General features: G+C 40.5%; 10 protein-coding genes. 5 read left to right on the top strand and 5 right to left on the bottom strand.

Annotation, left to right across the window (positions count from 1 at the left end; genetic code table 11):
• Positions 1-141: 141 nt before the first annotated feature.
• A complete protein-coding gene (gene glgX, locus H6G26_RS15235) occupies positions 142-2268 on the bottom strand; it encodes a glycogen debranching protein GlgX (RefSeq protein ID WP_190730052.1) in 2127 nt (708 codons plus the stop codon).
• Positions 2269-2821: 553 nt separating this feature from the next.
• Here glgX and H6G26_RS15240 point away from each other — a divergent pair.
• The gene (locus tag H6G26_RS15240) at positions 2822-6988 is read left to right on the top strand and encodes a non-ribosomal peptide synthetase (protein ID WP_190730053.1); all 4167 of its coding nucleotides are present in this window, start codon (positions 2822-2824) and stop codon (positions 6986-6988) included.
• An 8-nt stretch (positions 6989-6996) separates the two neighbouring features.
• Positions 6997-10257 carry a non-ribosomal peptide synthetase gene (locus H6G26_RS15245; RefSeq protein ID WP_190730054.1) on the top strand — a complete coding sequence of 1087 codons (3261 nt, stop codon included), beginning with the start codon at positions 6997-6999 and terminating at the stop codon, positions 10255-10257.
• Between the two features lie 175 nt (positions 10258-10432).
• On the opposite strand, the gene H6G26_RS15250 is transcribed toward H6G26_RS15245, so the two are convergent.
• Positions 10433-10732 carry a hypothetical protein gene (locus H6G26_RS15250; RefSeq protein ID WP_190730055.1) on the bottom strand — a complete coding sequence of 100 codons (300 nt, stop codon included), beginning with the start codon at positions 10730-10732 and terminating at the stop codon, positions 10433-10435.
• Positions 10733-11223: 491 nt separating this feature from the next.
• On the opposite strand from H6G26_RS15250, the gene H6G26_RS15255 reads away from it, so the two are divergent.
• Together H6G26_RS15255 and H6G26_RS15260 are read left to right on the top strand one after the other, a co-directional pair.
• A complete protein-coding gene (locus H6G26_RS15255) occupies positions 11224-12756 on the top strand; it encodes a glycosyltransferase (RefSeq protein WP_190730056.1) in 1533 nt (510 codons plus the stop codon).
• Positions 12757-12840: 84 nt separating this feature from the next.
• Positions 12841-13125, top strand: coding sequence for a hypothetical protein (locus H6G26_RS15260; RefSeq protein ID WP_199326899.1), 285 nt, complete (start codon positions 12841-12843; stop codon positions 13123-13125).
• A 17-nt stretch (positions 13126-13142) separates the two neighbouring features.
• Here H6G26_RS15260 and H6G26_RS15265 read toward each other — a convergent pair whose 3' ends face one another.
• Complete coding sequence (locus tag H6G26_RS15265) at positions 13143-14243, bottom strand: alpha/beta hydrolase (protein WP_229560079.1); 1101 nt, start codon at positions 14241-14243, stop codon at positions 13143-13145.
• A gap of 234 nt (positions 14244-14477) precedes the next feature.
• Between H6G26_RS15265 and H6G26_RS15270 the strand changes: the two genes are divergently transcribed.
• A complete protein-coding gene (locus H6G26_RS15270; protein WP_190730058.1) occupies positions 14478-19190 on the top strand; it encodes a non-ribosomal peptide synthetase in 4713 nt (1570 codons plus the stop codon).
• Positions 19191-19541: 351 nt separating this feature from the next.
• Here the strand turns inward: H6G26_RS15270 and H6G26_RS41785 are convergent, their stop codons facing one another.
• The gene (locus tag H6G26_RS41785) at positions 19542-19874 is read right to left on the bottom strand and encodes a hypothetical protein (RefSeq protein WP_199326901.1); all 333 of its coding nucleotides are present in this window, start codon (positions 19872-19874) and stop codon (positions 19542-19544) included.
• Positions 19841-20539 (bottom strand): transposase, encoded by a 699-nt coding sequence (locus tag H6G26_RS15280; protein ID WP_190730059.1) that lies wholly within the window; start codon positions 20537-20539, stop codon positions 19841-19843. The genes H6G26_RS41785 and H6G26_RS15280 overlap by 34 nt, the downstream gene beginning before the upstream one ends.
• Positions 20540-20939 lie beyond the last annotated feature (400 nt).

Raw genomic sequence — 20939 nt, forward strand, 5'->3', positions numbered from 1 at the left:
GAATGAATTCTGAGTCTAAAGACGACTGAGAAAAGGTTATAGTCCGTTAAAACGGACTTTAGCTATTAGCCCGGAACTTCAGTTCCGGGCGGTTTCTGTGTAGAACGAAGAACCGTTATAACACTTGATATTTTTGTGCTACTAAGCAAGACGACGTAACACCATGATAGAACGGTCTGTAACTGGCACAGTTTGCTCACCTATAATCAATTTTCCTGGGCTAAGAAAGCGAGATTCGTTGGTGTCAATAACTATTTCCCATTCTCTATCTTGGAAAACATTGGGTAAAGCAAACTCAATCGTTTCGTAGTGAGCATTAAAAAATACCAGAAAGCTCTCATCAATAATCCGTTCACCACGGCGGCCAGGAGTAACAATGCCCTCGCCATTCAAGAAAATTTCCATAGCTTTGGCATAACTAACTAGCCACTGCTTTTCAGTCATTTCACTACCATCGGCATTAAACCAACCAATATCATTGATCCCAAAACCGTGAATAGGACGGCCTTGAAACCACTTACGCCGTCTAAATACTGGATGCTTATGACGAAAATCAATCAGTTCGCGGCTAAAATCTAGTAGTTCGGAATTAGACTTTTGTAAACTCCAATCACGCCAGGAAATTTCATTATCTTGGCAGTAGGCATTGTTGTTACCCTTCTGAGTGCAACTAATTTCATCTCCTGCTAGTAGCATGGGTACGCCTTGCGAGAGCATTAGAGTTGCTAAAAAGTTGCGTCGCTGACGTTCCCGTAAGCGGATTACGTCTGGGTCATCGGTTTCTCCTTCTACACCGCAATTCCAAGAGCGGTTATGGCTTTCCCCATCCCGGCTATCTTCGCCGTTGGCCTGATTATGCTTTTCGTTGTAGCTGACCAAATCATTGAGCGTGAAGCCATCATGAGCAGTGATGAAATTAATACTGGCACTGGGATTACGCCCGTTTGCTTGGTAAAGGTCAGGGCTGCCAGTAAAACAGTAAGCAAATTGTCCGAGGCTATCATCCTCACCACGCCAAAAATCCCGGACAGTATCACGATATCTGCCATTCCATTCAGACCAACGTAAAGGAAAATTGCCAACTTGATAACCGCCTTCTCCCAAATCCCAAGGTTCAGCAATCAGCTTCACATCTGCCAGAACTGGATCTTGATGAATAATATCAAAAAAAGCTGCGAGATTATCTACTTCATATAGTTCTCGCGCTAATGCTGAAGCTAAGTCAAAGCGAAAGCCATCAACATGCATTTCTGTTACCCAATAGCGCAGGCTATCCATGATTAACTTCAAAACTTGGGCATGACGCACATTCAGAGAGTTGCCGCAGCCTGTGAAGTCCATGTTGTAACGGGAATTATCTTTAACCAAGCGATAGTACACGGCATTATCGATGCCTCGCAGTGACAATGTTGGTCCTAAATGATTGCCTTCACCAGTGTGGTTATAAACTACATCTAAAATCACTTCAATGCCAGCAGAGTGTAAGTCCTTGACCATCTGCTTAAACTCGGTCACTTGTTGTCCGAGTGAGCCACTAGCACTGTAACCGGAGTAGGGTGTCAAAAAATTAATGGAATCGTAGCCCCAATAATTTTTGAGTCCTTTATCCGCCAGAAATCCTGGAGAGGATAAAAAGTGATGCACAGGCATCAATTCCACAGATGTGATTCCTAGTTGTTGAAGATATTGAATTGCGGCTGGATGTGCTAGCCCTGCATAAGTACCACGTAATTCTTCTGGAATTTCTGGGTGTAGCTTAGTAAAGCCTTTAACATGAGTTTCATAAATAATGGTTTCGTGCCACGGTATAGAAAGTAGTTTGTCGTCTCCCCAATCAAAAGACTGATCGACAACAATACACTTCGGCATAATTTCGGCATTATCTAAATCAGAAAAAGCTAGGTCTTGTTCTGGTGCATCTAAAGAGTAGCCAAAATTAGCTGGATTATCGCTAAATTCCCCATCAATTGCTTTAGCATAGGGATCAATTAGTAGTTTATTAGGGTTAAATCGATGACCAAGTTCTGGGGCCCAAGGACCATGTACTCTAAACCCATAGCGTTGTCCAGGGCCTACTCCTGGTAGATAAGCGTGCCAAACAAAATTATTTTTTTCTGTTAAAGGTAAGCGAATTTCACGATTATCAGTATCAAATAAACAAAGTTCTACACCTGTTGCATTTTCGGAAAATAAAGCAAAGTTGGTGCCTTTCCCATCCCAAGTAGCACCCAAGGGATATACATTTCCAGGCCATACAGCTATATACATAAGTGAAATACCAAAAGTTAATTTTAGTGTTAGTAAAAAACTTGAAAATATGTTTAATACTAATTTGTATAAGTTAATTTAAAGTTTCAAGGTAATGAATTTCAATTAACTAAATATTACTATTTTAATTTTTAAGAATCTAGAAAAACAACTTATTTCAGTTTGAGGCAATAACAAAATTTTTATATTGTTAACTGAAAATATTGGGATTGTCCTCTGTTACTACTAAACTCATAAATTTATTAACAAGTTTATTTGCAAGTTTTTTTAGTTTCATTAATTTACAATAAACAACAAATATCTATATCTATCAAAGTGAATAAATATATTTATACCAACGTGTATATTTACTTAAAACATCTTTTATGAAACTATCATATAAATTTTTTATTGACTTATTGTTGTAGCATTTATATGTAGTAGCAGGCATCATCTAGAGTGATAGGATGTCAAACATGGGTTGCTTTTAGCGAATGCACGATCGTTGTAGAAGAAATAAGTTTACTACATCAGCCCTCTGTCTTCGTACTCTTTTTTTTAAAAAGATATTGTTATGAGCCAGTATATTTTCAGTAGCCTCACGGCTGATGAAGAACTTAATTTTTCTGATGAAACAGAGGTTTTTGTCTTCCCCACTTCTTTCGCCCAGCAGCGATTGTGGTTTCTCGACCAATTAGCATCGGGCAATCCATTTTACAATGTGTCAACAGCACTTCGCCTGAAAGGTTCCCTCAACTTTACCGCCTTAAAGCAGACATTCAACGAAATTGTCCGTCGCCACGAAACCTTACGCACTAGGTTTGTGATCGTAGAACAGCAACCAGTGCAAGCGATTCCTGCGGAAAGCTGCGCTAACGCACCCAGCTTAACCATACCTCTTCCCCTAATAGATATACGCAATTTCGATCAAGAACGTGAGACACAAGTACGGCGAATCGCAACCGCAGAGGCTCAACATCCTTTTAATCTCACCACTGGGCCATTGCTGCGAGTGAAGCTATTACAACTAGATGAAGCCGAATATGTACTGCTGCTAAATCTACATCACATTGTTGCCGATGGCTGGTCAATTGGGGTGCTGATTAGAGAACTGGGGGTATTATATAAAGCTTTTGTAGAAGATAACCGATGTCTGATGTCTACGCTTCTGCCAGAACTACCCATTCAGTATGCAGATTTCGCCCAATGGCAACGGGAGTGGCTGCAAGCAGTGGGGGAAAACGGCTGTTCACCTTTACAAACGCAGTTAGCTTATTGGCGAAAGCAATTAGATGGGATTTCGGTGCTGAATCTCCCCACCGACCGAGTAAGACCAGTAGTTCCAACCTATAGGGGTGCAAAACAATTTTTAGAACTACCACAATCCTTAACTCAAGCGCTAGAGACACTTAGCTACCAAGAAGATGTAACCTTGTTCATGACAATGCTTACTGCGTTTCAGACTTTGCTCTATCGCTATACGCAGCAAGAGGATATTGTAGTAGGTTCAGCGATCGCTAATCGCAACCGTAGCGAACTAGAAGGATTAATTGGTTTTTTTGTCAATAGTTTGGTGCTACGTAGCGATTTATCAGGGAACCCGACGTTTCGAGAATTATTAAATCGAGTGCGAGAGGTAACTTTGGGAGCTTATGCTCATCAGGATTTGCCCTTTGAAAAGCTGGTGGAGGAACTTCACCCAGAGCGAGATTTGAGCCGTCATCCGTTATTTCAAGTCGTATTTAGTCTGCAAAATACTCCCATTGAAGCACTAGAGTTACCTGGGTTAAAGCTTTCGTTATTCGACTTCGACAGTAAAATTGCAAAGCTTGATTTAGAGTTCCATCTGTGGCGAGATTTGGAAACTCTGAAAGGAGAAGTGGTGTATAGCACTGATTTATTTGATCAAACCACCATTACGCGAATGCTGGGGCATTTCCAAATACTGTTAGAAAGCATTGTCGCTAATCCAAAAGAGCGTATTTCAGATTTAGCTTTGCTTACTGAAGGAGAACGACAGCAGTTATTAATTGATTTGAATGACACTAAGAAAAGTTACCCAGATAACAAGTGTTTCCATCAGTTATTTGAGGCACAGGTGAAGCAAACGCCCGATGCCACTGCACTAGTATTTGGTAATCAACAAATCACATACAAAGAGTTAAATATACGCAGCAATCAACTTGCACATTATCTCAAAAAAAGAGGTGTAGAAACTGAAACTTTAGTTGGTATTTGTGTGGAGCGATCGCTAGAGATGATCATCGGACTATTAGGTGTACTCAAAGCTGGCGGCGCATACTTACCTTTAGATCCCAGCTATCCTCAAGAGCGTCTTAACTTCATGTTGCAAGATGCACAAGTTTCAGTATTACTGACACAAGAAAAATTACTTCAGCATTTTACAGAGTTCTCAAATCAAATTATTAGTATAGATAAAGATTGGGCAGCTATTACACAACATAGTCGAGAAAACCCAAACAGTTGCGTAAGACTTGAAAACTTAGCTTATGTCATCTATACCTCTGGCTCAACAGGGCAGCCAAAAGGCGTTTTAATCGAACACCGAGGGCTGTCTAATTTAGCAGCAAATCAGATTGAGGTTTTTAATTTACAACCGAGTAACCGCATTCTGCAATTCGCATCATTGAGTTTTGATGCCTCAATTTTTGAGATTGTAATGGCATTGGGAATAGGAGCAACCCTTTATTTAACAAATAAAGAATGCCTTCTCTCTGGAAAAGCTTTGCTCCAACTATTACGCGAAAAATTTATTACCCACGTTACCCTTCCACCTGCGCTTTTGGCAGTTTTACCTACAGAATCATTACCTGCATTGCAAATTATTATTAGTGCAGGTGAATCATGTTCTGAGGATATAGTAAAACGTTGGTGGAGTCCTAGCCGTAGGTTTTTTAACGCTTACGGGCCTAGTGAAGCAACTGTTTGGTCAACTGTTGCAGAAATTAAGTCTGTGAATGAAAAACCGCCTATTGGCCGCCCAATTGCTAACAATGAAATTTATATATTAGATAAGCATTTACAACCTGTACCAATTGGGATTTTAGGTGAATTATACATCGCTGGTGACGGACTAGCACGAGGTTATCTTAACTGCCCCGAATTAACTGCTAAAAAGTTTATTTCCAATCCTTTTAATGGTAAAAAAAGAGCAAGGCTTTACAAGACGGGTGATTTAGCCAAATATCGAGCAGACGGTAATATTGAATTTTTAGGGCGCATTGATAATCAAGTAAAAATTCGCGGCTTCCGCATTGAATTGTCAGAGATTGAAACAGTTATAAATCAGCACAATAATGTAAAAAAAGCGATTGTAATTGTTCAAGGCAATTTATATGATAATAAGCATTTAATAGCTTACATTGTTTCTAACTCACCGCAGGAGCAAACAATTATTGAACTACGTCAATTCTTAAAAGAAAAATTGCCAGAGTACATGAGACCAAAAGCTTTTGTAATTCTGGATTCTCTGCCGTTAACGGCTAATGGCAAAGTGGATCGTTATGCGCTAAAAGCATTTAATAGTCAGAGTCACTCAATCGATAAAGTTTTTACTGCTCCTCGTACTGCAACTGAATCAACCTTGGCAAAAATCTGGGCTGAAGTCCTGAATGTTGAGAATGTAGGTATTCAGGATAACTTCTTTGATTTGGGAGGAAATTCGCTGTTGGCTATACGTTTATTAGACCAGATAAATAAACAGTTTGAGCGGGATTTACCTTTATCTAACCTGTTTTTAAATCAAACAATTGAAACTTTAGCAATTGCACTATATACAAAAACAGATTCTCTGGCGTGTTCTCCTTTGGTTCCGATTCAAGCGAATGGTTCAAATCCGCCTTTCTTCTGCGTACATCCAATCTTTGGTGTTGTTTTTCCTTATTATGAATTAGCTCATCAATTGGGGATAAATCAGCCATTTTATGGACTACAGCCTATTGGAATTCATGGGGAAACTCCACTAAACTGCATTGAGGATATGGCTACCCAATACATTGAAGCATTGCGCTCAGTACAACCAAAAGGGCCTTATTTTATAGGAGGTTGGTCTTTCGGAGGTTGGGTTGCTTTTGAGATGGCTCAACAACTTCAAAATTCTGGGGAAGAAGTAGCTCTACTTGTCGTGCTTGACACCGTAGCACCAATTAAGAGCAATTTACCTTCTTTAAGTAATGCTTTAAAGTTTATTTTTACTACAGTAGTGCCATATATGTGGCCCTTTATCCTCGATTATTTGTATCTAATTAGTGCTCCTAGTAAAAACTGGATTAATAGTTTAACTTCTCGATTTCCTACTTTTGAGAACTTGACGCGATACTCCTTTTGGGAGTCGCTGATGCGATCGCTCATAACAAATCTGTTCTCGCATTTCACCCAAAAGGGGGATGCCACAGTCAACCTTATATCTAATGAATCTAAGCGAAGGCTTTTAAGTGAGCCAGCAATTGTCCCTATACTTCGTGTTTTTTACGCTAATAGCCAAGCAGTTCTCAAGTACGTTCCCCAAGTTTACCCTAAGCGAATTAATCTTTTTAGAACAAAAGTTCAGTTAAACATTGCCGAGGAGGAGCCGAGTATGGGTTGGGATCACTTAGCTGTGGGAGGAACAGAAATTCATCATATTCCTGGCAATCACCTAACCATGCTCAGAAAACCCCATATTCAGGTTCTCGCAGCACAGTTAAGAGCCTGTATTGAGAAAGCACAAACTTTAAAGTAAGGATCAATATGTCTTCTGAAGAGGTCTTTGTTTTTCCAGTATCTTTTGCCCAACAACGGTTATGGTTCCTTGACCAGTTGATCCCTGACAATACTATTTATAATGTGCCGACAGTAATTCGCTTAACAGGTTCACTTAACTTAAAGGTACTAGAGCAGACTTTTAACGAAATTGTACATCGGCATGAAAGCTTACGTACTACATTTATAGTGTTAGATGGGCAACCTCTACAGGCGATTGCGCCCAGCTTAACAATACCTATTTCTGTATTAAACCTCCAGCTACTGCCAGATGATGAAAGGGAGGTTGAAGTAAACAACATTATTAACGCAGAGATAGAACATCCCTTCGATTTATCCTGCGGGCCATTGCTGCGAGTGAAGTTGCTTGTAGTTTCCAACACAGAACATATTCTATTACTGAATATACACCACATTATCTGCGACGATTGGTCTATTGGGGTGCTGATTCGGGAACTGGGAATGCTGTATACAGCTTTTGCACAAAACCAGCCTTACCCTTTATTAGAACTGCCTCTTCAGTACGCCGACTTTGCCCACTGGCAACGCGAGTGGCTACAAGGAGAAGTACTGCAAACGCAGTTAACTTATTGGCAGCAGCAATTAAATGGTGTTTCTATGCTGCATTTGCCTACCGACAAACCAAGACCAGCTATACAAAGTTATGAAGGAACAACACAATTTTTTGAGTTACCAAAAAAACTAACTGATGCATTAGAAAAGCTTTCGCAGCAAGAAGGTGTAACCTTTTTTATGATGCTGTTGGCCGCATTTAAAACTTTGCTTTACCGCTACACAGATCAACAAGATATTGCGGTAGGTTCGCCAATTGCTAACCGTAATCGTAGCGAAATAGAAGGTCTAATTGGTTTTTTTGTAAATAGCTTAGTACTACGCAGTAATTTAGCTGGAAACCCAAGCTTTCGAGAACTTTTAGGCAGAGTCCGAGAGGTAACACTAGGAGCTTATAGCCAGCAAGATTTGCCATTTGACAAGCTAGTTGAAGAACTGCATCCAGAGCGAAACTTGAGTTATCATCCGTTATTTCAAGTAGTGTTTAGTTTGCAGAATGCGCCAATGTCGGCACTAGAACTGCCTGGATTAGTACCTAGCTTTCTGAATATTGATTTAAAAAAAACGCGCTTTGATTTAGAATTACATTTATGGAAGTGTTCTGATGATTTTAGGAGCTTATGGGGTGCAAACTGGGAGTACTCCGAAGGGCTTCGTGGTGTAATAGTTTACAACAAAGATGTATTTCAAAAAGCTACTATTAACCAGATGCTAGAACATTTTAAAACTCTGTTGTCAAGCATTGTTGCCAATCCAGAACAACGAATTGCAAATTTACCACTATTAAGTGACGCAGAGCTAAATCAGGTATTAATGCAGTGGAATAAAACTAAAACAGATTATCCTGACGATAAGTGTATCCATCAATTGTTTGAAGAACAGGTACAGCATCATCCTAATTCTATAGCAGTAATCTTTGGTAACGAGCAACTCACTTATCAAGAGTTGAATATACGCAGCAATAAACTGGCACAATACTTAAAAAAAATCGGGATAGGTTCAGAAAAGCTAGTAGGTATTTGCATTTCACAGTCTATAGAAATGATAGTTGGCTTATTAGGCATTCTGAAAGCAGGAGGAGCATATCTTCCTTTAGATTCCAGCTATCCTCAAGAACGCCTAAAGTTTATGCTGGAAGATGCACAGGTTTCAGTATTGCTAACACAAGAAAACTTGCTTAAGTCTTTTGAATGGTTCTTTAATCCAATTGTTTGCATAGATAAAGACTGGGAAATTATTACTCAAGAAAACAAAAATAACGTTGAAAGTAGCGTTACATCTAGCAATTTAGCTTATGTTATTTACACTTCTGGCTCTACAGGTAAACCCAAGGGAGTAGCTATAACTCATAAAGCTGTAAATCGGCTAGTGTGCAATACAAACTATATCAAGTTGTCACCATCAGATAAAATTGCCCAAGCCTCAAACATTTCTTTTGATGCAGCAACATTCGAGATTTGGGGAGCGCTACTTAACGGCGCTCAACTTGTAGGTCTTAGTAAAGATGTAATCCTTTCGCCTCACGAGTTTGCATTACAGCTAAAACAAAAAGAGATTAGTGTCTTGTTTTTGACAACAGCTTTATTTCAACAGATTGCCAGAGATGCTCCGCAAGCTTTTGCTTCATTGCGATATTTATTATTTGGTGGCGAGGCTGTTAATATAAGATGGGTGAAAAAGATTTTCCAACATGGTGCGCCAAAACATTTGATTCATGTTTACGGCCCTACAGAAAATACAACATTTTCATCTTATTATCATATCCAAGGATTACCAGAATCAGCCACATTTATTCCCATTGGTTGCCCAATTAATAATACACAAATTTATATATTAGATTTCCATTTACAACCTTTGCCCATTGGCGTTACTGGGGAATTATATATTGGCGGTGATGGTCTGGCACGAGAATATCTCAATCACACGGAATTAACTGCTGAATGCTTTATTACAAATCCCTTTAGTAATAATTCAAAAACACGTCTTTATAAAACTGGTGATTTAGCCCGCTATTTACCAGATGGCAATATTGAATTTTTAGGTCGGATTGACAATCAAGTAAAGATTCGTGGCTTTCGCATTGAATTATCAGAGATTGAAGCGGTTTTGAATGAACATCCAGCAGTGAGAGAAACAGTGGTTATCGCTGATGACGATATACCTGATAATAAGTATTTGGTGGCTTATATTATTATTAATGTAGTAGAAGTACCAGATTTGGCATCTGTATTACGTAAATACTTGAAAGAAAAGTTACCAGAATACATGGTGCCAACAGCTTATGTGGTACTGGAATCAATACCGTTAACAGCTAATGGCAAAGTAGACCGTCGTGCTTTACCTAGAACAGATATAGTAACTTTCGATAGATATGATTATGTAGCACCGCGATCGCAAGTTGAAGAGTTACTTGGAGGAATTTGGGCCAAAGTCCTGGGAAAAGAGCAGATAAGCGTTCATGATAATTTCTTTGAATTGGGCGGACATTCTCTACTAGCGACTCAGTTAATTTCCCGAATCCGAGATACCTTTCAAATAGATGTAACTGTACGCAATTTGTTTGAAGCACCAACTATTGAACAACTTGCTAAGTGCGTTGATACAATGTGTTGGGCAGCAAAAGGTGTTGATAAGGCTAGAACTACAGGAAAAGAGCGAGAAGAAGTGGAATTTTAAGGAAAAACCCTTCAGTTATATCATGTCCGCTTGATTGCTTATTAAACTCGAAGAACCCCAGCCCACCAAAGCTATGCTTTGTCTTCCCTCCCGAAGAGCGGGGAGGGGTTGGGGGTGGGGTTCTTTTATTACGGGTAATTTAGCGGACATGATATTAGAAGACAATGGTGACAGATTAGAAAGATGGTGCTGTACCGCGTGAAATGATCAGACTATGACCTATGACAAGGGAGCTTTTTTGCAACCGTCCATTAATTCGCCTTTCCACAACGTAGTCAGACGGCATATCTGTATAAATATGAATTGCATCTGGAAAGACAATCTCTTCTGGCAATGCACTTGCGCTGATGCTATGAGTGAACTGGAAGCGGATACCGCTCCAACCCGAATTGTCGTTAGAGAGTAGAGATTGACGATTAAAGCTTTTTAAGATTGCCTTTTCTACAGCGCAAGATTCATGGTCTGTCTTTGACATGACTCAAGATTCTTTGTTATCGATTGATGATAAAAATTAAAAGACAGCAATAAAAAATCCGATTAGATACACTACACTGAATTTCCATTTTTGGAAATTGCAAACAATAGTTAATTTACCTTAAACCGTAGTGTTGTTAGGTAGATTAAGTAATTTTCATTTGTATTTTTTAAGAGCAGCGCAACCGACGACGCACCACTTACTACTCACCTTCTGCCTTGTTTCTTGAAAGTTACCATGCTATTTATGTCATCCGGTATATATGCGCCAGCCGCAGTAGCGATTAACTTAAACATTAGGAAAATACGCGAACTGGCTGGGTTTAAGCTAAAGGGAATCAATAAAAGCCCTTTGGCTTACTTTTTGATGGCATTTATATACAGCCTCACTGCCTGCGTTTTTCAGCCTTGGGAGTTTTTAACAAGCTCACTAAGCTGTTATGCTACCAGGAAAATCTCTAGTAGAAATCAACCTGTATTAGGAAGTGGGCGATGCACATTGGATTTCTCAACCCTCAAGGCAATTTTGATTCAGCCAATAGTCACATAACGAAACACCCAGATTTTGGGGGTCAGCTGATCTATGTTAAGCAAGTCGCCCTAGCCATAGCTCAAATGGGTCATAAAGTTGATATTATTACCCGTCAAATTATTGACCCGGAGTGGCCAGAGTTTGCTGAAACATTTGAGACATATCCAGGGGTCGATAACGTTCGCATTATCCGCTTACCTGCTGGGCCAAAAGAATTTCTCCCTAAAGAGTTTTTATGGCCTCATCTGGTCGCTGATTGGGTACCCAACATCTTGAAATTTTATCAACAAGAAGGTGGCTTACCTGATGCTATGACTGCTCACTACGGCGATGGCGGACTGTGTGGCGTTCTAATTGAAGAGGAAACAGGCATACCTTTCACATTTACTGCTCATTCTCTCGGCGCTCAAAAGATGGACAAACTAGAAGTCACCCTAGAGAATCTGCCAGAAATAGACGAGCAATTCCATTTTAAATATCGCATTATAGCGGAACGCCTGAGCATGAATCGCTCGGCTGTTAATATTACCAGTACACGACAAGAACGTTTTGAACAATACTCTCATAGAGCATATCATGGTGCCGCAGATGTAAACAACGACCAATGTTTCGCCGTAATTCCACCGGGAGCAGACTCGTCAGTTTTCGGTGTCCAAGTGCGATCGCAAAATGAGGAAGCTACTTACGAGTTTATTCAGAAGCGATTGGTACGAGACATTGCTGATTTGCGTCGAGATTTACCTGCTATTCTCACAGCTAGTCGATTAGCTCCCAAGAAGAACTTATTGGGACTAGTGCAAGCTTTTGCAATGAGTCAAACGCTTCAGGAACGGGCTAATCTGGTGCTACTTACAGGTGGCTTAGACGAGCCGTTACATGAGCCGGCTGACAATGACTTCATTGAAGATGCGGTCTTAGCCCCCATCCGCGAGGTAGTGGAAGAAAATAACTTGTGGGGCAAAATCAGTGCCTTTGGCTTGCCAGATCAGGATCAAGAGACACTAGCTGCAACTTATCGGTTTATGGTTAAACGCCGCTCGGTATTTGCGCTGACCGCACTCTACGAACCTTTTGGACTTGCTCCCTTAGAAGCAGCAGTTGCAGGTTTACCAGTGGTAGCAACCAAGAACGGTGGCCCTAGCGAGAGCTTGCGACAGGGAGATCAGGAATATGGCGTACTTGTTGACCCAGAAGATCCTGCTGATATTGCACGGGGCTTGGAGCGATTGTTATGTGATGCTCAGGAGTGGGAGTATTTTGCCCAAGCTGGTCAGCAACGGGTGCTGAAGATGTACACTTGGGAATCTACTGCTGAAAACTACCTGAAACTAATCGAGCAGATTGTATCTTCACCGGAAGCACGTCGTCGAGCTGAACTCCTACCCATACATCCCTACTTCCGTAATCCAAAATCGCAGACCGATGTTTCTTTGGAAGAATTGGGTGACCTCTACTTTGGAAGTAATCAAAAGGTACTAACGAATGCGGATTAAATAAAGTGCAAAACTGGGGTTAAAGCGGAAGTTCTTACAGGGAAGGCGGAAGTTGCTACAGACTGTGCGAAACACCAAAACGTCTTGGCAGAAGTTCTTACAGGGAAGACGGAAGTTGCTACAGGCTGCGCGAAACACCGAAACGTCTTGGCAGAAGTTCTTACAGAGAAGACGGAAGTTGCTACAGGCTGCGCGAAACACCGAAACGTCTTGGCAGAAGTTCTTACAGGGAAGGCGGAAGTTGCTACAGGCTGCGCGAAACACCGAAACGTCTTGGCAGAACTTCTTACAGGGAAGGCGGAAGTTGCTACAGACTGCGCGAAACACCGAAACGTTAACCCTGGAGCAATATTTTTTGATGGATGCTAAATGTGGGATTCAGGCAGCTATGAGCAGCCAGCGCAAAATGTGCTGACTGCTTCAGCAAACTGTTGGTTTTGTTCCATCAATGCCATGTGTCCACCTGGTTTTAGGGTAACTCTTTCAGAGTAAGGTAATTCTGCTTTCATGCGATCGCTCGCCACAGGTTTAGTTGCTATATCTGAAGCCCCACACATTACCAGTACAGGAACGTTAATATTTGCAAGTGTTTCTGTTTCGTCGAACTTCAACATTCCCAGTGTGCCACGAGCCAGAACACCAGGGGAACCCAATGCTGATAAGAAAGCTGCAAAATTGAGTTGACCGCGTGTTTCAGTACCCGTAAATCCAGATAGTTCGACGGTGATATACAGCGAACCATTGAAATACGAGAGCCAAGTCATTAACCAAAAAACCGGCCACAGAACAATAGTTAGGTACAACACAGGTTCGAGTAGCGGTTTCTGCAATTTACGTGCCAGATTGCTAAAGATGCAAGTTTTTACCGGATTGGTGTAAGTAGTATCTACAAGAATTAAGCCAGCTACCCGACTCCTTAATTGCTCTGGAAATAGGCGACAAAATGTCAGGTTAATCATCCCACCCATGCTGTGCCCCACCAAGATAACAGGTTTATCTCCTGCTATGGCAATTACAGCTTCTAAGTCACGGGCATATTTTTCTATAGAGTGATCATTGTTTTTCGGTTTGGCGGATTTTCCTAACCCTGGTAAATCCCAAACAATTACTCGGAAGCGATCGCTCAATTGTCGCTTGGCATAATACCATATAGTACTGTTTGGCCCCCAACCATGTGACAAAATAATTGGTTGACCATCTTCAGGGCCAAAAAACTCTACTTGCAACACGCTCCCATCTGGACGTGGCAAGCGTTGCACGGTTTTGCTACGCATAAACTTGGGTTCCTCGGCTCCAGGACGGCGCAGCAGTGGCAAACTGATAAAACGGCCGCCAAAAGTCCACAGAACCATAACTAGTCCAGCTACTAAGTAGGATGTTCCTACAAGTTCTCCTTCGTACCACTCATAGAGAATGTAAATTCCCCCACCAAGTACCCCAACAGACAGCAGTTGAACCAGCCATACAAGTAGAAAATTATGAGGCATGAATATCATGAGCCTAAACCTTGTGATACTTTGTTAACTGCTTTTAGCTTCATACCATAGTTAGAATCATCCAACTTTCACTCCCAAGAATGATTTATACAGTGTTGGAAGTGTGATAAAAATGCTGGATTAGTTGATAAATAGCATAAAGTGGCAAAAATAACTATTTACAAACAATATTCCTTCTGCCTTTAGCTTTTTATTAAATAACAACTGTTCCGAAGGGGTGTAATTTTGAATACAGTTGAGCTATTATCTTATCTTCGCAGCTTAGATATTCAAATCTTTATTGATGGTGAAAAGTTTCGTTGTAATGCGCCTGAAGGAACTCTTACAGTAGAACTGCGTGCAGAAATTCAAGAGCGTAAAGCAGAAATTATTGAATTTTTAAAAGCAAATAATCGTACTAATAACCACAGCTTTAGACCTCTTGTACCTATTTCACGGTCTGAAAATCTTCCCCTCTCCTTTGCTCAACAACGTCTGTGGTTTCTTGACCAATTAATCCCTAATAATCCTTTCTATAACATTCCAGTAGCACTACATTTAACAGGTTCGCTAAATAAAGCCGCGCTAGAACAAACTTTTAACGAAATTGTCCGACGACACGAAGCTTTACGCACCACTTTTGTTATCCAGTCAGGGCAACCAGTTCAGGTAATTAATCCGACGCTAATAATACCTTTACCAATAATAGATTTACGGCAACTGCCACAAGCCGAACGAGAAATACAGGCACGACAATTCACTAACCAACAAGCTCAACGTCCTTTCAATTTATCAACTGATTCGTTGTTGCAAGTAAAACTGCTGTGGTTGGATGAGACAGAATACATCCTGCTACTGAATATGCACCACATTGTCTCCGATGGTTGGTCTATTGGAGTGCTGATTCAAGAGATAGCAGCACTCTACACAGCCTTTACTAGCAATCAGCCTTCTCCTCTGCCGAAACTTACAATTCAATATGCAGACTTTGCATACTGGCAACGCCAATGGTTGCAGGGGGAAGTATTAGAAAAGCAACTCGATTACTGGCAGAAGCAATTAGACGACATTTCTATATTAAATTTGCCAACCGACAGACCAAGGCTAGCTGTCCAAACTTATCAGGGTGCAAGGCAACCTCTGCAATTATCAAAAAGTTTGAGCGAAGCACTTTTAGCTCTCGGACAGCAAGAAGGGGTAACTTTATTTATAACCTTACTAGCAGCATTTAAAGTTTTACTTTACCGCTACACACAACAAGAAGATATTGCTATTGGTTCACCTATTGCCAATCGCAATCGTAGTGAAATTGAAGGATTAATTGGTTTTTTTGTCAATAGCTTAGTACTGCGTACCGACCTATCCGGAAACCCAACTTTTCGAGAATTATTGAGTCGAGTCAAAGACGTAGCTTTAGGGGCTTATGCTCATCAAGATTTGCCTTTTGAAAAACTCGTAGAGGAACTGCATCCAGAGCGTAATCTGAATCAAAATCCGCTCTTTCAAGTGGTATTTGCCCTGCAAAATGCACCTATGTCAGCATTAGAGTTAACTGGTTTAACTTTAAGCCCCTTACCATTTGATACAGAAACAACACGCTTTGATTTGGAGTTCCACCTGTGGGAGCCAAATACTCAAAATGGTTTATGGGTAGATAGCTCAAAAGGAATTAGTGGGTTTGTAATTTACAGTACTGATTTATTTGATGACGCTACTATCACCAGAATGTTAGGACATTTCCAAACCTTACTGGAAGGTATAGTTGCAAATCCAGAACAACGAATTGCACAATCATCACTTTTAAGTCAATCTGAGCAACATAATTTATTAGTTGAATGGAATAATACTCAGTTAGATTATCCTCAACATAAGTGTATACATCAGTTATTTGAGAGTGTTGCAGAACAAAATCCTGATGCGATCGCACTAGTATTTGGCGATGATAAACTCAGCTACAAAGAGTTAAATATACGTAGTAACCAGCTTGCACATTATCTAAAAAAATTAGGAGTTAAAACCGAAGTTCTAGTCGGGCTTTGTGTAGAACGCTCTTTTGATATGGTCATTGGGATGTTGGGTATCCTGAAAGCAGGTGGAGCTTATGTGCCTTTAGATCCAAGCTATCCATCTGAACGTTTGGATTTTATGCTCAAAGATGCTCAAGTCTCAGTTTTACTAACTCACGAGCAATGGCTTGAACGTTTAGAAAATAGTAATTCAAATATAATCTGTTTAGATAAAGATTGTAAAATTATTGCTCAAGAGATTGAAGATAATCTTCCTACTGAAGTTGTATTAGACAACCTTGCTTATGTTATTTATACCTCTGGCTCAACAGGAAAGCCTAAAGGCGTACAAATTGAACATAGAGGATTATTAAATCTAGTTTTTTGGCATCAAAAAGCCTTTACAGTCTCATCTCTTGACCGAGTAACGCAGATAGCTGGGGTTGCGTTTGACGCTTGTGGTTGGGAAATTTGGCCTTACCTTAGTACTGGAGCAAGTATTTATATTGTAGATGATGAAATCAGGCGATCGCCTGAATATCTGCGAGATTGGTTAATATCACAAAAAATTACAATTTCCTTCTTACCAACACCTATAGCAGAAAAGTTTTTATTATTAGATTTTCCTGAAGATGCCGCTTTACGAATATTGCTTACAGGTGGAGACAAACTAAATCAATATCCTTTAGCCTCCCACTCATTCCAAGTATATAATAATTATGGGCCAACTGAGAACACAGTTGTTACAACTTCTGGTCATATTTCTGTTAAGAATAAAGATAATTTAGCACCCGCAATTGGTCGTGCGATCGCCAACACCCAAGTTTACATATTAGATAAACATTTACAACCAGTACCCATTGGTGTTTCAGGAGAATTATATATAAGTGGTGATGGATTGGCACGAGGTTATTTAAACCATCCTGATTTAACTGCTGAATGCTTCATTTCTCATAATTTTACTAATAAGTTAAAAGCACGACTTTATAAAACAGGTGATTTAGTCCGTTATCGAGCAGATGGCAACATTGAATTTTTAGGTCGCGTTGACGAGCAAGTAAAAATTCGTGGCTACCGCATTGAGTTGGGCGAAATTGAAGTAGTGCTGAGTCAGCATCCAGCAGTACAGCAAACTGTAGTAATAATTCATGAGGATAAAGAGGAAAAGCGCCTAGTAGCTTATCTGGTAGCGAAAGCTGAATACAGCAGTGAGCAAGAGAATGTTGAATTAATGCAATTGCAGAATGAGCAGGTTTTGCAATGGCAGATGCTCTATAACGAAACTTATAATCAACCTGCTGTTGATTCAGATCGAACATTCAATTTTATCGGCTGGAACAGTAGTTACACAAATCAGCCTATTCCAATAGAGCAGATGCGTGAGTGGGTGAATAACCAAGTAGCACAAATTTTAGCTTTACAACCCAAGCGAGTGTTAGAAATTGGTTGTGGAACAGGTTTAATTCTGTTCAGAATTGCACCTCACTGCATTAAGTATTGTGGAACAGATTTTTCCCCAGTTTCACTTAATTACATTCAGCAGCAGTTGCAAAAGCAAGAAATGCCACAGGTTACGCTGCATCAGCAAATGGCTACTGACTTCGATAAAGTAGAAACAGCAGCTTTTGATACAGTAATTCTGAACTCAGTTGTACAATATTTTCCTACTATTGATTATCTGATTCGTGTATTAGAAGGTGCTGTGAGGGCAACTGCTCCAGGTGGCTTTATCTTCATAGGAGATGTGCGTAGTTTACCACTTTTGCAAGCTTTCCATGCATCAGTGCAACTAGAGCAAGCTGAACCTTCCCTTACCCGTTCTGAGTTACAGCAACGAGTTCAAATGCAAATTTTTCAAGAAACAGAGTTGGTGATTGACCCAGCTTTTTTTAGTGCAATAAAGCAATACTTTTCCCAGATTAGCAATGTACAAATTCAACTGCTGCGGGGACGCGATCGCAATGAATTAACTCAATTTCGGTACAATGTAATTCTACATATTAATGATGAAACTATTAATAATATTAGAAATGATTTAGCTCTGAACTGGTCTGAAGAGAATTTAACAGTGTCAGCAGTGCGTCAGTTATTAATTGAAACTAAACCAGAAATATTATGTATTAATAATGTACCTAATGCGCGGGTGATGGCAGCAGTTAAAACAGCAAAATGGCTATCAGATGTAGAAGGTTTTAAAACTGTAGGTCAAATGCGTAAAGCTTTGCAAGAACTCGAAAATATAGGAATAGAACCAGAAGATTTTTATACACTAGATATAAATTACAAAGTTGATATTACCTGGTCACGTTCAAGTATTGAAGGGCGCTATGATGTGGTTTTTGTACGGCAAAATAGAATAGGTAAGAGAGCTATTTTTCGACATAGCACGACTCACTCTTATTCCTGGCAATTTTACGCCAATAATCCCTTACAAGTCAAAGCTGCGCGTAAATTAGTCCCACAGTTGCAGACTTACACAGCACAAAAACTGCCTGAGTACATGATTCCATCAGCTTTTGTAATATTAGAGTCTTTACCTCTAACAAGTAATGGTAAAGTCAATCGCCGTGCCTTAAGAACATTCTATTATAATGCGAAACCCCAATTGCCTGAAAATTACATTGCACCCCGGACTCCTGTGGAACAAGTGTTGATGAAAATTTTTGCTGAGGTTTTGGGACTTAAGCGCGTAGGAATTTATGACAATTTCTTTGAATTAGGCGGTCATTCACTACTAGCAACTCAGCTTGTCTCTAGGGTGCGCGATGCCTTGCGTGTCGAGTTACCTTTGCGTAGCGTATTTGAAGCACCGACAATTGCACAAATATCTAAAATAGTGGAAGGCTTTAAAGAAAGCAATCCTCAAAATCAAGCGCCAGTTTTAGCACCCTTATCACGTGAAAGTCGGCGGATTAAGTTATCTTCTTTAAACGAACATACTAAGAGGCGTTAGGGACTTGTGAGAAAGTAAAATACCAAAAGCCTATTCTATTAATAATATTATAATTAGCGTTGTCGGGAAATAAAAGATGAGTGAGACAATGTTGGTCTGCAATTGGGGTTTTCTTAAGCAGCCATTAAGTAGAACGCTACCTATGATGACGACTGCCATAGTGTTGAGCCTAATGTATTGACAAGAGCATTTAACAGACGTGCTGCCTTGCCTGGAAGTGGAAGCATTGTTGTGAGTTGACGCAATGTCTGTGTCTCTGTAAGCCGACAAGCATTATCTCAAAGCCCTAAAAGCTTTGCCGTTTTCGGTTGAGAGGTTTTGAGAAAGCGATGTGTTGAGGGGGAAGTTGTTCTAGATTTGGGGTAAGTGATTGATTTCAGCATCACCACCAAGCATAACCATCCAAAGGGTGGAAACAGCAATCGCTAACCAAAGACGCTCTGCACGCTTTGGGTCAAGCAAACGGTTATTGTGCCATTGCCAACCGTCAGATTTGATATCACGGTGAGGGGGTCGTAGTCTTGGCGGTTCCCGTCGATTGCGAACCCCCGAACCCGAAGGGTAGACACATTCAGTCGAAGGACGTAGCCCATACCAAAATGGGTCAGCCTGCTGTGGTTCAAGGTTAGTGAGAATTAACCACGGGTCTTTTAGCCAATATCCCAACAAGCAAGTAACGTGCATGAGAGTGGGTGTGTTTGAAAGCAAACAACTCTTGAAGACCATACTACTCTTGGAGTCCGAACCACAACAGCAAGTGAGTGCCATGTATTGTCTGGTGGAATTCTATAAGTTCCTTGATGGTTAATGCGTAAAAACGGATGCCAGCCAGCATCGACAATTAGTTGATACAGCCAAGGAGCATACAATCCTTGGTCAGCAGTTACAATCACATTAAACCTGCAAAGAATGGCATTTTGAAGTTTTTCGATGAGTTTTTGCCAATGTGGTTTCCAACTTCCAGGTTCGGTCGCTTTGACAACGCACCACGCTATCGGGATTCCACAGCCTGCAAGCAAAATATTCATCGATAAGACTAGGAACTTGTCACTAATACTTGTCGCGTCAAGTGCTAAGGCGATTTGCTGGATATTTCTTGGCAGTAAACTAATTACCCATCGCATTAATGGTGCAAAACAACTGCTGACATCAAGACTAGAACGCTTTTTTCCTCTTTTAGCTGCTTCCTGATACCATTCCTTTAGGCGTTGACGTACCGTATTTGGCTTTTCTCTATTTACCTTGGCAATGAAGTTAGATACCTGAGTTAAACTACTCGACTTGGTCATCACCATGCCAAAACTCCATGTCGCTAATCCTGCCACTTCTAGTAGCGACAAATGATTCATTTGCTGTGAAACTATACATGGCCAATCTCTAAGATGCTTATTTTTCAGTTTTTAGTTCTGTATCGACCCTGGTTTCATACCTATCTTTACAGCAATACTAAATGGAATACTCACATCTGTGTAAAAAACCTACACCTGTCAGGAGGTGGGGGTGGGGTGTTAGGGACTTTTGCAAGAGGTCTATTGATGCAATAAAGCAATAACCGACTGAAAATTCACGCTTCCCCCTTGTTTGGTTGGCACAGTGCATAAACCATTGTTGCCTAGAACCCGGCACTATGGGGAGTTTCATGCTGACACAGAAGCAGTCCAAAATAATTTTGGAAAAATAGTTGACACAAAGAGTTAGGTTCGTTATATTGAATAAGTGCCTGAAGCGGAGCGCGTTTAGAGCGACGCC

This window comes from Nostoc sp. FACHB-888 (genome assembly GCF_014696655.1).
Taxonomy (GTDB): Bacteria; Cyanobacteriota; Cyanobacteriia; order Cyanobacteriales; family Nostocaceae; genus Nostoc.